We start from the raw sequence: 13540 nt of genomic DNA, 5'->3' as shown, positions 1-13540 counted from the left end.
CTCTGGTTTCGAAAGCACCGAGGGTGCTTATGACCTGAAAGAAATGCGTCGCGTGGTAAATGCATTACCTTCTGATTATCGCGTTCCTTTCTCTATGCACGTGGCCGGTTTCAAATACCGCGAGATCGCCGACAAATTAGACTTGCCTTTGGGTACCGTAAAGAGCCGTATCTTCTTTACCCGCCAAAGATTGCAAGAAGAACTAAAAGACTTCCGCTAGCAGCGAGGGCAGCGAGGCGCTGCACCCAGGTTTCCATGCGGGTAGCAGAGCAAAGTAGCGATATCAAATTTCCGACTGTTTTTCAAGGATACAACCTAAACCTTTATTATATAACAAGCCCGTCTGAGTTTATTCTCAAACGGGCTTTCTTATATTAAGTGTGCTTGATATCTTTATTTATTTGCCGAATAGATAGATTGTCCGGTGCCCCAATCAAGGCTTCTGGTATTTGTCCAGGTTGAATTACTTGCCAGTTCGTTCTCATCTTTGAATATGCGGAAAGTTCCAACTTCGACTAATTTGTTTTCTGGGTCTGGTCCTTTCTCTAACATTAAGAATGCATATCTATAATTCTTAATGCCTTGCGATGTTTTAGTTCCGGATATAACTGTTGCCATTTTAATAGAAATCCCATAACTTGTACCGGTAGTATTAAAGAATACAGTAAAGTTGTCTCCTGAACCACTAATGAAGTAACCTTTACCAGACGATTGACCATCAGCTCCTTGTTTACTGTCATAATCTAACGTATTATTCGTGAAATTCTGATTGCTGAATCTGAATAATCTATCTGCGAAATCGTAATCATCATTTGTTTCTCCCGGAATAGAAGAATGAATCATATAGTTAGGACTACACAGATAAGTTCCCATCACATTGGGAGGCGTAGAGCCATTGTAAATAGGCATGTAATCTTTGATCTTTTCCTGCATTTCGGTAGGAACCACTTCGTTGATTTTAGGTTTTCCCCATGGATTAATCGTTGCAGTAAATGCTACCGCGTCTCCGTTTTCAAATTCTAATGTATACTCGGTCTCTGTGTTGCTTGCGAAACTTACATTCGAGGTTGGTTTCCAGGTGTATGGTTCACCGTTAATCGAAATAGTAGCTAAAAGTTGTCCGGAGTTAAATGTTTGTGGTGGTAAAACTCCTATAAACCGGTTTGTGCCATCGGCTTTTAACACGATCTGCGATTTACTTCCTTTAGTAGAGCATTCGCCACTGCTTAAATTATAGTTGCAGCTTGTGTAAATGTTTTCCAGAGTAATGCTTTTCGTACCTGCGGGAACCGTTTTCGAATCAAGGTTGATTATGACTTTAGCCAAAGCATGATTAAATGTAAGAGGAATCGCGCTGGTCGAAGTGGACCGTCCGCTAACTGTGCTCGTCATTAAATCACTCTTTGTGTAACCTGATTGTGTTGACTGGTCAGGTTTTACCGTAAACGATACATTTGTCGAAGAAGATAGTTCGCTGTATGGATAATATGCATATACATCTATCTTGCTTCCGTCTTCCGGGTAATATGCCAAGGGGCTTGCACTAAAACCCGACGATGAGTAGGTGTAAAGTTTATTATCGACATAATTGCCGGATGATTTTAATGAAGTTTGTGTACTACCGTTCCATTTGGTGATGTAAACACCAATCTGATCGTTTGATTCAAATCCTGCATCGGTTGCTCTCGATTTTTCACGTATATTTACCTGAGACGAGAAATAGATGGGAACCTGTGTTTCTTCTACTTTTGGATCATCATCACTTCCGCCACACGAGAATAAAGCAAAACTGGCAAGCATGCCTAAAAAAAGTTTCTTTTTCATAATGGTATAATTTTATAGTGTAATTTCTAAAATGAGATAGTATAGCTATATTCCAATCCGGTTTCCAGATTTATGTCATAGTCCTTTTTCACGGTATACGTCTTTCCTCCTACCACAATCTTGATGAAGTTGGTTCCGGCTTTGATGGTTTGAGGAGGCACTATAACCTTGTAGTTTCTGATTCCGTTTGGACAGGCTGTAATGTCGTCCGACTCATTTCCTGTCGCATAGGTCATTTCTACAAGGTCTAACTTAACAGAGCTTGCCATTCCGCAAACAAAGACCTGTGGCGTCCCGGAGGGAAGCGTTGCCTGGTCGAGCGCAATGTTTATTCTTGACAGTGAATGAGTGAATGAAAGCGGGATGCTCTGCGTTGAGGGCGAGCAGTTTTTCTTAGTGGTTATCATAAAATCGCTAAGCGTAAAGTTGCTCCCTGATGCCTGGTTTAGCTTTACCTTGAAGTTGATTTGACTTGCCGAGCTACCTGTCTGTTGTGGGTAGTAGGCATAGATATCCACTTTGCTTCCGTCCGATGGGAAATAGATTTGTGGTGAATAAGTAAACGCGTTGTTGGCATAGGTAAAGGGTTTATTGTCTTCGTAGTTACCCGATGCCTTTAAACTGGTTTGGTTATTCCCATTCCATTTAGTGATGTAAACGCCTATCCTATCTCCTGTTTCAAAGCCATAATCCGTGGCTCTGGTTCCTACTTCTCTTTGATATGAGAAGGAGATCGGTATTTTTGCGTTTTCAATGAACGGCTCTGTATCTTCTTTTGAACAGGAAAGAAGTACTAAGCCCAGCGTGAGATAAAGTAGTTGCTTCATGATTATAATTAATGTGAGTCAATAATTGAGTTTATTTTCTGATTTAGTTGGTTAAAATGTTTTCATTCAATCAATTGCCTTACTGTATTTATTGTTCTATAACTATAAGAACCGGCGTATTAAAAAAATTACTTTTATTTTATAGTAGAATAGCTATTATGCAAAGGTCTTTGTTTTTTCTAAACAATTTGCTACGGTTTTCCGTGTTGTGTTGTTATTTGTACGTTTATTCCTTTGAAAAACTATCAAAAAACTAGTCAAAATCACGGAATAGGCCTTTGCTGATTTTTCTACTTGCTATTTAGTCTGCTTTTTACCACCCAAAATCTATCAGGAAACAGGCTAAAACCACCTGAAAACTATCCGAAGTCAGTTTGCCCCCTAATCTGTGATGGATTTTGTCCCATCTCTCTTTGGGATTGGTGGTAAGTTTGCATTGTCGGAACGATAAAACAGTATCCGATCATACTGAGAACATATAGTGGTTTTAAAGTACTGAACATATAGTGGTAATCATTAAAAGAATTAAAGTTATGAAAAGCAGCGTCGATTTTAAGAGAGATTTGGTAAGCGTACAAGATGAATTATTACGTTTCGCATTTAAATTAACTGCCAACCGCGAAGAAGCTAATGACTTGTTACAGGAAACTTCCCTGAAAGCGTTAGATAATGAAGATAAATATGCTCCTGATACTAACTTCAAGGGTTGGATGTACACTATCATGCGTAATATTTTTATTAATAACTATCGTAAAGTGGTTCGTGAGCAGACTTACGTTGACCAGACCGATAACCTATATCACCTGAACCTTCCACAAGACTCTGGTTTCGAAAGCACCGAGGGTGCTTATGACCTGAAAGAAATGCGTCGCGTGGTAAATGCATTACCTTCTGATTATCGCGTTCCTTTCTCTATGCATGTAGCCGGTTTTAAATACCGCGAGATCGCCGATAAATTAGACTTGCCTTTGGGTACCGTAAAGAGCCGTATCTTCTTTACCCGCCAAAGATTGCAAGAAGAACTAAAAGACTTCCGCTAGCCGGCAAGGTGCCGGTGCCAGGTTTCCATGCGGGTAGCGAGGGCAGCGAGGCGCTACAACCGGGTTTCCATGCGGGTAGTGAGGCGCTACAACCAGGTTTCCGACAGTCTTTTCAAACAAACAACCTAAACCATAGATAAGTGAAGAAGAAGGTATCCATCTCGGGTATCTTCTTTTGTTTTTTAAGATACCCCTTCTTTTTTATTCATCTTGAGAATACAGGTTGCAGTTGCATTGTGTATACTCAACCGCTGGCGTAGTTGCACGGTATAGCTTGCGAATTTTTACTTAATCCCTATAAAAGAAGAAGAATAGCGCTGTTTTTCGCGAAGAACAGCGCTATTCTTTATGAAGAACAGCGCTATTCTTCTTCTTTTATATTACTTGCGTGCTGATAAGTCAGCCGTTGAGTATAAACTCTTTATTGCTAAAGTATCATCAGACTTACTTTGTCAAATCTGTTTAGAACGTGCTTCCCTGAACTGTTTTATATAATATTCCATCAATGTAGTATCCGTCATCGACTACTGATTTATATACGATGATTGGACTCATTTCACTAATTTCTTCTGTTATTATATCTCTTTCTTTGTTTAGTACGATATACCATCCTTTGAGTTCTCCTATGTATGAATTATCGTTTCCTCTTGAATGCCCTTTATCATTAACATACTGATAATGTAACCATGCATTTACAACTTTATTGTTCCCTTCTCCTAGGGAGAACGAATATGCGTATGACGTTTCCTCGGAAGGGCTGGTTTTTGCATATCTAAATTCTTTATTCTTGCTCCCTGTTTCTTTAATATAACTCTCCAAAGCCACAGGCGCTTTAGCTACTGACACGGTGTTGGATACAAAGGCAACCTCACTCGTGATTGGATCTTTAATCTCATACCATGCACCTTGTGTGCTTACAAGCTCATACTGCTTGCCTTTGGGGGCTTTTTCGACAATAGCACCATTAGTCGCAGCCGTTTTTCTGATATTTACATTGGGTTTAGTGATCTCTACAATCTTTGCAGGAATTGCACTCTGCGCCATGCCCGACAAGGAGACTGATAAAAAGCAGAGTACTGCACATAATAAACTTGACTTCATGATAACTTGTTTTTAGAGTTAATATTAGGTTTGAGTACTATTTCTTATTCGGCTTTTGCAGTTACCGACTTCAATATTTCCTTTATTTGCTCTTCATCAGTAGTGAAATATCCTTTTATGGTCGAGAAATCCTTTTTCCCGGCTTCTATCCGATCGGCCGGTATGCAGGCTAAAACTAAAATGGCGTCGCTGGATATTACATTTATGATATAGACATCGGTTTGGAAAGGAATATCTTTAATGTTCGGAATATCTTTATAACAAACCTTTGCCTGTTGACCCTGAACCAACAGAATAACCTCTTCCGAATCGACAATTTTGGGTTTACCATCCCATTCGGGGAAGGATAGAAGCTGGCATTCGGTGACTATACCGTTATCCATAGCATAGTCAAATAATTCTTTCTGCGGACTGCTATCGTTGCAGGCAGACATGAGTACCATGCAAAGAAATGCTACTAAACTGGATATAAAGTTCTTCATCATCTTATTGTTTTTTGTTCAAAGTTATAATCTCAAGAATGCGGCCATCTATCCGGGCTACTCTCTTCCAATCTCCTTTCTTTATATAAAGACTGATTTTCTTTCCTCCGTTGCTGCTCAGACAGATCTCAGGTGTATTGTCGCTCCTGAAGAAAGCCTGCATCTGTTCAAAGGGAATATCGACACCTATGCGGTGCACCCATTTCGATTTGAACTCTGTGTAGATTCTCTGAGCCGGAAGCTGGGCAACTGTTCCATCATAAATGAAAGACACCGAGTCCACTTCGAGCGATTCTTTATTAGTATATGTGAAGTTGAAAGTAACGTAATCTCTTGAGTCCAGATGGGTGAGGTCAAAAACTAATTTATCCGTGTTGCTCCTGAATCCGCTTTGTGGATAAATAAAATATAATTTATGATCTCCCTGATTGGTTAATGTATAGTATTTGGATATGTTTTGTGCCGCAGTAAACTGAATGGACAACAGGATGAAGAACATGCCCGTCAGCACTTTCAGTATACGTGTATTGGAAACAACAGCAGGTAAAATACCTGCCGTTGTCCGCTTAGAGGCACTAATAATATTATTCACCATATACGGTGATAACATATTTTCCGTATACTCCCAGAATGTTTGTTGCATGGCTGTCTACATGGTGAATCTTAGTGATACCAGCCGATTTAGCAGCTGCTTCTATACTGGCATCGCCCGTAGCAATACCAATAATCATAGATGCGTTTGAGGTACCCACCTTTGATGAACCTGAGTTCGATGTAACAGCTACCGGACTTTTAACATCGGTGTATAAAGCACCCGAGATTCCAGATTGGATAGTTCCACAGCTTGAGAAAATAAGTGCTGAAACAGCACAAACAGTAATGAAAATTTTCTTCATAATGATGAATGAATTAAAATTAATATAATACAATATATCCTGATTGTTCAGGGATGGTTTAAAGTCTTTATTTCTTAATCTCATTATAGATCGTTGTTGAGTGGGCATTTCCGTCAGCTACAATATAATTGTTCACTCCAGGGGTTACGGTGAAATCTTTACCATTCCACATTAATGTACGCCCCCAAGTAAAACTACTGGGATCTGCTGGTATGGCATATAACTGTAGTTTATAATCTGTATATTGGACTTCTGTATTGAATGTATGATATTCAGTTAATGAACTGGTGTAATTTGTACCTCCTATTTTTGCATCATAATTACTAAAATACTCTCCATCAAACTTATAAGTCATTTGCGGATATACCGAACTATCAATATTTGTAAAGTGAAGCGTAATCAAACCACCCGCAGGTTTAGGAGACAAGTTTATGGTTCTGCTACCTTCTATTGTGAAGTCAGAGTAGGCTGTACCAAAAGCGCTTAAATATCCCGCTTTGGTGCTGGAATTGATAAATACCTTTGGTCCGCTTGTTTCTGCGGTAATTTTATTGTACTCCTTTATTATTGTTCCGCTTGCATTTACTTCTACCAAATCACAAACAGTGATAGCTTGATAGTATCCGGCTTCATCCAACTTGGTTGTGAATGTAGCCGTCTGGGTAATGTTGTTAAGTAATATATCATACTTGCTTACCATACTTTCATCTCCAACAAAAGCGGTAGTAGCTTTATAAAGATAGGAACTCATGCGAAGGCGAATATTGTCGGGCAATTTCCCTGTGAAGTAATTCTCTGCCGCAAGGTTTTTAAGATCTTTGACTACATCATAGCCCGAAGCCTCTATAGTAAGTTTTAATTCGTCGTCTTTAGGTTTTCCCCATGGCTTAATAGTTGCAGAGAGTGCTACGGGGTCTCCATTTTCAAAGATTAATGTATATTCATTTTCTATATTGCTTACGAAACTGATATCCGACTTTGGTGTCCAGGTATATGGCTCTCCGTTTATCGTGATCGTTGCCAAAAGCTGTTGAGCGCTAAAGGTTTGTGGAGGTAGGATACCAATAAACCGGTTTGCTCCATCGGCTTTTAACACAATCTGCGATTTGCTTCCTTTAATAGAGCATTCGCCATTACTTAAATTATAGTTGCAGCTTGTGTAAACGTTCTCCAACGTAACACTTTTCGTACCTGCGGGAACCGTCTTAGAATCGAGAATGATTACGATCTTAGCCAGGGCATGATTAAAAGCCAGTGGAATCGGAGCAGTCGAAGTGGACCGTCCGGTAACTGTGCTCGTCATTAAATCACTGTTTGTATATCCCGCTTGTGTAGACTGGTCGGGCTTTACCGTAAACGATACATTTGTCGAAGAAGATAGTTCGCCGTATGGATAATAAGCATAAACATCTATCTTGCTTCCGTCTTCCGGGTAATACGCCAAAGAGCTGGTGTTAAAACCCGCCGATGAATAGGTGTAAAGTTTATTATCGACATAATTGCCGGATGATTTCAAGCTGGTTTGTGTACTACTGTTCCATTTGGTGATATAAACGCCGATTTGATCGTTCGTTTCGAAACCTGCATCGCTTGCTCTCGACTTCTCGCGTATATTTACCTGAGACGAGAAGGAGATTGGCGTTTTTGCGTTCTCAATCTCTGCTTCTTCTTTTGAACAGGAGAAGAGTATTAAGCCTAGCATGAGATAAAGTAGTTGCTTCATAGTTATAATTGTTTGATTTAGCCAATGTATTTGTTATTCTATCAATTATTCATAAAGTATAATTTCAGTTTCTCATTCTCAATATGAACCAGCTTCCGGTCTATACTGATTCGGCGTATCCCACCGTGCTGTCCCGAAATACAATAATGTTCGGCCTGCTCTGCATTTGCAACAATCTGAAGAAAAGCCTTACGAACAAGTGAGCATACTTCATAGATGCGATTGTTTGTAGGGTTTACAAGATTGTTTATGCTATTTCGGATGCGTTCGGCTTCCATGTTTTTTGCTTCGGACACCACCTGATAAATATCATATAGTTCTTTCGTATGTTTATGCATCTTTCTGAATTCGAGTCCTTGAGGGTGATTCAAAAAGAAGAGGAATAAGGTTTTGGCCAAATAAGGCATAACAGCCTCTTGTTCCGAATAATCCGGAAGATACACACGACACTTTCTATCAATCACAATCCGGCTTGGCGATTCATTTTCAATCAGGCTGTTGTCTTGTGAGGTAAGTCGTTCTATCTTCTCTTTAATATCTGTATCATTCATCAGATCATGATGATCCAACAACTCCAGCAAGAACCCCTTCGCTATGCTATAAGATATTTTTGTATGCTTATTTTTCATAAATTCAAATAACCGGAGCTTCCGGCAAAAGTAAATCAATATTTATCTCAAAAGGCTTGAAAACAAGGTTCTTCGATCAAAATAACAAACCTTGTCTAAGTAAGCGATTGATTATAAGGTTTATTCTAAATAGCCACATTTTAAAAGCAAACAAGGTATAGCGAACCATACCTGCTGTTTTTAATGGGTCTATATTTTTATCCGTCCAAAGAGTAAAAGGTAATAGGATAAATCTAAAAAAAAAGATACCTTTGCCTGAAAAGCAAAGATATATCATGTGCAAAATCCGTCTGTGCCTGTTCTGCATCGGTTTGTTTACTACAATCTGTGTTTATTCCCAAACAAACAGAGCACTTATTGTTACAATTAGCCAGTATCCGACGTACTCGGGATGGGAACCTTTACATGCTTGTAATGACAAGAAAATACTTCAATCATACTTGGCTCAGAATCGGTTTAGTATGCAAAATATATTGTTCTTGTCCGAATCGGAGGCTACGAAACAACGTATAGTTGATGGGTTACAGAAACTGTATAACCAGACTGTTGCGGGTGATTATTTATACGTTCATTTCTCCTGTCACGGCCAGCAGATGATGGATGACAATGGCGATGAAGAGGATGGTCTTGACGAGGCACTGATTCCTTATGATGCCACATTCTGGTATATACCCGGAAAGTATGAAGGCAAAAACCATTTACGAGACGATGAACTGGGTTTATGGATTGATAAGCTGCGCCGGAAAGCGGGAAGTAGCGGATATGTGACTGTTGTATTGGATGCTTGTCATAGCGGAACCGGAAACCGGAAGAACGAACAACAGGAATACGTGCGGGGAACGGGTGCTATATTTGCTCCGGATGATTATGTACCGAAAAAAGGAAATAACCCGGAGTTGAGTCTACACTTGAAACCGAAGGCGGGCTGTTCGCCGGTAACCGTATTCAGCGCTTGTATGAGCCAGGAGAATAATTACGAATATTTTCATCGGGAGTCTTCTACTTATTATGGCTTTCTGACTTATGCATTTTTGAATGTTGTCGGCAAAGGAAATGCATCTGGCGTGAGCGTTGATGGTTTTATGCAGCAGTTAGTCCAGGAGATGAGGCGATTGAAACCTCACTCGGATAAGCAGACGCCTTACATGGAGTGTACCCACAGAAATATCCCTTTTAGAGTAGGAAGATAAGCATGAGAGAGAAAAACAAGATGCATCCGGCGAGTCAGCTCCTCAGTAATGACGCTGTGCGTAAAATGTATGAGCAATATCAGGGGAAATTTGTGTCGTTTGCCCGAAAGTATTATGATGTTCCTCCGGAAGATGCCGGGGAAATATACCATGAGAGTTTCATCAAGCTTTACGAAAATCTACAGGCAAACAAATACAAGGATTCCGGTTACTCCCTTCACACATATTTGTTTGGGATAGGGAAGAACTATATTAAGAAGTACTGGGAGAGAAAAGAAAGGACTGATAAGGTCAGGCAGATCCCGGCTCAGGAATGGCTGCTTCAATATTATAAAAACCACGAGTGGGAAGAGGCGCAGGACGTGGCCCGCAGGTTAATCTATGAATCGGCAGGAGATTGTAACAAGATATTGCAATTGTACTATTGGGAAAGAAAGAAAATGACTGAAATAGCCCAATTGATGGATTATAAGACCGAGCAAGTGGCCAAGAATAAGAAAAGGAGTTGCCTCCAGAAAATAACGTTGGAGCTTAAAGGGCGATTAAAGAAAATAGGCATAAACTGGAAATAAATATACCATCTGAATTATGGAAAAATATACAGATCAGGATATAGACGATTTCATTCTCGACCAGATGGGCGTAGAAGAACATCTTGCTTTCTGTGAAAACCTCGAAAACGATGAGGAGTTACGTGAAAAGGTTGCTCTTCGCCAGCTTATAGTGGAAGCAGAACGGCATTTGGCCGAAAAAGAAGTACGGAAGATAATGGAACAAAAACCACAAGAACGTTTGGGGGTAAAGCGTCTTAGGGTAGCATCTATTATTATTGCAGCGGCTTTGATTGGAGTTGTTTTTATGATAGGATATAGTCCGAAGTATAGCGCGCAGGATATATTCCGGGAGTACTATTCCATTCCTATGATTGAGCGCCCCAGAGGTGGAACGGCTCTCTCGATGGAGGATGCCGTGATTAACAATCAAATCATAACGCATTTTGAAAATAAGGAATATAAACAAGTCGCTGCTATGTATCAGGAGCAATGGCAGGAACAGTTACCAACAAATGTTTCCTCGGCTACGTTGTTGTATATTGCTGTTAGTTATATAGAAAGCGATCTCCCGAAGCAGGCGATTCCTGTATTGAGCCGGGTTAATGATACTGACTATACAGAAGAGGCTAAATGGCTGTTGCTATGTGCTTATCTGGGTGTGGGTGATAAGGAGCAAGCCGGATCAATTGCCGGTGAAATGGCCGGAAATAGCTTGCATTATAAAGAGATGGCGAAGGAAATTCAAACCAAATTGAAACAACGCGTATGGTTTTAAAGAAATGGTGTATATTCTTAATGTTTTGCGTGCTTTCTGCTTTGTTGGTAGGGCAGGAGCTGGATGTTGAGCGGGGACATTATTTAAAGAAAACATATCAAGTTATTAAAAAGCTTGAAGCGGCCGAAAGAGATAGTACGCTTTATGCGGTAGAACTCATTAAACTTGCCTGTCTTTGTTGTGAAAATGGTTATTCTGTTCATGGCTATCTTGTTATGGAACGTGCTTTTATCTATCTAGTTAGCGAGCTAGAAAGAGAAAACCCTCGTATAGTACCTTTAGCTGCTCATACCCTGGCGCAGCTTGCTGCACTTTCGGATTTTCATAAAACAACGCCCGCTGAAAAGATAGATATGTATTACAGGTATGCAATTCATACGTTAAAAGGATTTGAACATAGAGGAGTTGCTCATCAGTATATAGATGCACTTGTTTATGGAATGCGGTTTTATGCTAAACAAGGAAATGAAGAAATGGTAAAGGAGTGTTATACCGAAATGTTAGCGACGCGAAAAAGATGGGAGAATATCACCGATAAGAGTCTGTTCTATTTTAGCAATGAAGTAGCGGCTTATTATATACAACATTCAAAGATATCAGAAGCAGAAAAAGTATTATCTGTTCTTCCTTCTGCTCCAAATAGATTTCTTGAAGCTACTACTCTTAATAATTTAGCCAATATAGCCCTCTGTAAAAGAGAATACGCTAAAGCTGCCGATCTGCTCGATCGAGCAGTCTCCGGCTATTATTATCACAAGAATGCAGTGTCTGCTATGATAGGAACCACCTGTCCTCCTACCTTTTTACCAGAATTGAGCTATACGGCAAAATTATACAACTCTGTTGGATTTAAGAAAGAAGCTCTTAAAATATATAAGGCGTTACAGGATTTATTGCTTTCATCATTAGAAAGTTATATTCCCTATATGCTCGAAGCCGATAGAGTTCATCTATGGAAGATGATGGCTGATTACTTTAATGAGATGCAAACCTTTGCAATTAAGAATACTGACCTTGAAGGTATAGCGGCATTTCTTTATGGGAATAACAGGTTGAAAAAGAATATTTTTCTTAGTCCGCCACGGCCGCGGCCGATTGATCTTGATATCTTCCAGACGGATCCCTATGTGAAAGATCTTTCGGATAAATTAAACGCGTATATTACCAGTGAGATAAAATCTCGTACACAACTGACAAGCGATATTGTTGAGATAGCCAAGAATGAAATGTTGGGTGTTGCATACGAGAGAGAAATGAGAAGTTATATGACAGAAATCCAACAGCTAAGATTATTTAAGTTGAAGGGCTGGGCTGATATACAAAAAATGATGAACTCAAATGATGCTGTTCTTGATTTTGTGGAGCTACAGGAATCACCTGATTTTCCCAAAACGTATGGGGTAATTCTCTTGAAAAAAGATAGCAAGCAGCCTGAATTTATTCATTTATGCTCGCATAAGCAGTTGGAGCATGCTCTTAACCATAAACATAGGGATGAATTGCTGGTTTCTTTGCTTTGGAGTCGTATGTCAGAGTGGCTTTGCGATGTAAATACGCTGTTTTTCTCTCCCACAGGATTAATCAATACCATACCTTTTGGCGGGCTGAAATCGGATGGCTCCTATTTGTGTGAGAGGTTTGATATCCATTATCAGATGAATATTGAAACTCTGGATATCGTTAACTCCGAAAAGGGTAAAATGCGTATGGATCAGTCTCCTAAAGGTATTTATCTTTTTGGCGGTGCCGATTTTGGACTTGTGGTGCATGAGATGGATGATGTAAGAAGTCAGGGATTTGGTTATTTACCTGGCTCTAAAGATGAGGTGAATGCAATTTTCCAATTAGTGAAGGCCCCTTGGAAAACATACAAATTTATGGGTAAGGATGCCACCGAGAAGAACCTGCGAGCATTATCTCAGAATCCCGATGTTTCCGTTCTGCATATTTCGACACACGGATTTTATTTGCCCTTTGATAGAGGGATAGAAACCCCGGGAATCAACAATAATGGCAAAAGTGGACATTTTGAACCATTACTGCGAACTGGACTTATGTTGTCTGGAGCAAATTATGCTTGGAAGGATTCAATGAATAATGACTTCCAGAATGATTGTATTGTTACGGCAATGGATCTGAGTAACATGATCTTTTCAAAAGCTGAGCTCGCTGTATTCTCCGCCTGCAATACCGGACTCGGAGGTATAAAAGATGGGGAAGGGGTGGCTGGAATACAGAAGGCATTGCGCCTGTCTGGAGTGAGATCTATAATATTGAGCCTGAACGATGTTCCCGATAAAGAAACCGCAGAACTGATGACGGGCTTTTACACGTATTGGCAAGATGGGTATTGCAAAAGCGATGCTTTTATCAGGGCGCAACGCGATATGAAAGATAAATATCCGGATAATCCGGAGAAATGGGCAGGGTTTATTCTGATGGAATAGTTCACAGGCTAAACTAGAATAACTACGGTTGCTACAAAGATACAATTTTACA

The 13540-nt window shown here is 39.9% G+C and carries 14 protein-coding genes; 6 read left to right on the top strand and 8 right to left on the bottom strand.

What is annotated here, in order from left to right:
- On the top strand, window positions 1-220 hold a 220-nt coding region (locus D0T87_RS00840; protein WP_304521275.1), incomplete at its 5' end, for a sigma factor-like helix-turn-helix DNA-binding protein.
- Between the two features lie 173 nt (window positions 221-393).
- Here D0T87_RS00840 and D0T87_RS00835 read toward each other — a convergent pair.
- Both D0T87_RS00835 and D0T87_RS00830 read right to left on the bottom strand, forming a co-directional pair.
- Window positions 394-1824: a fimbrillin family protein gene (locus D0T87_RS00835; RefSeq protein ID WP_163171882.1), complete on the bottom strand. Its 1431-nt coding sequence runs from the start codon at window positions 1822-1824 to the stop codon at window positions 394-396.
- Between the two features lie 26 nt (window positions 1825-1850).
- Complete coding sequence (locus D0T87_RS00830; protein WP_163171880.1) at window positions 1851-2651, bottom strand: fimbrillin family protein; 801 nt, start codon at window positions 2649-2651, stop codon at window positions 1851-1853.
- Window positions 2652-3184: 533 nt separating this feature from the next.
- Between D0T87_RS00830 and D0T87_RS00825 the strand changes: the two genes are divergently transcribed.
- Window positions 3185-3691 carry an RNA polymerase sigma factor gene (locus D0T87_RS00825; RefSeq protein WP_163171878.1) on the top strand — a complete coding sequence of 169 codons (507 nt, stop codon included), beginning with the start codon at window positions 3185-3187 and terminating at the stop codon, window positions 3689-3691.
- Between the two features lie 462 nt (window positions 3692-4153).
- On the opposite strand, the gene D0T87_RS00820 is transcribed toward D0T87_RS00825, so the two are convergent.
- The 6 genes from D0T87_RS00820 to D0T87_RS00795 all read right to left on the bottom strand — a co-directional run bounded on the left by D0T87_RS00820 (window position 4154) and on the right by D0T87_RS00795 (window position 8522).
- Entirely contained in the window at window positions 4154-4792 is a 639-nt protein-coding gene (locus tag D0T87_RS00820) for an SH3 domain-containing protein (RefSeq protein WP_163171876.1), read from the bottom strand.
- Between the two features lie 44 nt (window positions 4793-4836).
- Window positions 4837-5277, bottom strand: coding sequence for a hypothetical protein (locus D0T87_RS00815; RefSeq protein WP_163171874.1), 441 nt, complete (start codon window positions 5275-5277; stop codon window positions 4837-4839).
- A 1-nt stretch (window position 5278) separates the two neighbouring features.
- Window positions 5279-5869 (bottom strand): hypothetical protein, encoded by a 591-nt coding sequence (locus D0T87_RS00810; RefSeq protein ID WP_163171872.1) that lies wholly within the window; start codon window positions 5867-5869, stop codon window positions 5279-5281.
- The gene (locus D0T87_RS00805; RefSeq protein ID WP_163172266.1) at window positions 5859-6170 is read right to left on the bottom strand and encodes a TRL-like family protein; all 312 of its coding nucleotides are present in this window, start codon (window positions 6168-6170) and stop codon (window positions 5859-5861) included. The genes D0T87_RS00810 and D0T87_RS00805 overlap by 11 nt, the downstream gene beginning before the upstream one ends.
- Before the next feature lie 67 nt (window positions 6171-6237).
- Window positions 6238-7893 (bottom strand): fimbrillin family protein, encoded by a 1656-nt coding sequence (locus D0T87_RS00800; RefSeq protein ID WP_163171870.1) that lies wholly within the window; start codon window positions 7891-7893, stop codon window positions 6238-6240.
- A 41-nt stretch (window positions 7894-7934) separates the two neighbouring features.
- The gene (locus tag D0T87_RS00795; RefSeq protein ID WP_163171868.1) at window positions 7935-8522 is read right to left on the bottom strand and encodes a hypothetical protein; all 588 of its coding nucleotides are present in this window, start codon (window positions 8520-8522) and stop codon (window positions 7935-7937) included.
- 275 nt (window positions 8523-8797) lie between these two features.
- On the opposite strand from D0T87_RS00795, the gene D0T87_RS00790 reads away from it, so the two are divergent.
- From D0T87_RS00790 to D0T87_RS00775, 4 genes are read left to right on the top strand one after another with little or no spacing between them, the layout of a single operon-like run.
- A complete protein-coding gene (locus D0T87_RS00790; protein WP_163171866.1) occupies window positions 8798-9712 on the top strand; it encodes a caspase family protein in 915 nt (304 codons plus the stop codon).
- Between the two features lie 2 nt (window positions 9713-9714).
- Window positions 9715-10284 (top strand): sigma-70 family RNA polymerase sigma factor, encoded by a 570-nt coding sequence (locus tag D0T87_RS00785; RefSeq protein ID WP_163171864.1) that lies wholly within the window; start codon window positions 9715-9717, stop codon window positions 10282-10284.
- A gap of 16 nt (window positions 10285-10300) precedes the next feature.
- Window positions 10301-11041: a hypothetical protein gene (locus tag D0T87_RS00780; protein ID WP_163171862.1), complete on the top strand. Its 741-nt coding sequence runs from the start codon at window positions 10301-10303 to the stop codon at window positions 11039-11041.
- On the top strand, window positions 11032-13488 hold the full coding sequence (locus D0T87_RS00775; RefSeq protein ID WP_163171860.1) for a CHAT domain-containing protein: 2457 nt from the start codon (window positions 11032-11034) through the stop codon (window positions 13486-13488). The genes D0T87_RS00780 and D0T87_RS00775 overlap by 10 nt, the downstream gene beginning before the upstream one ends.
- Window positions 13489-13540 lie beyond the last annotated feature (52 nt).

The organism is Bacteroides sp. 51, assembly GCF_010500965.1.
In the GTDB taxonomy this organism is placed as follows: domain Bacteria; phylum Bacteroidota; class Bacteroidia; order Bacteroidales; family Bacteroidaceae; genus Bacteroides.
Note: the sequence above shows the minus strand (reverse complement) of the source record. Positions and strands in the feature narration are given on the sequence as shown.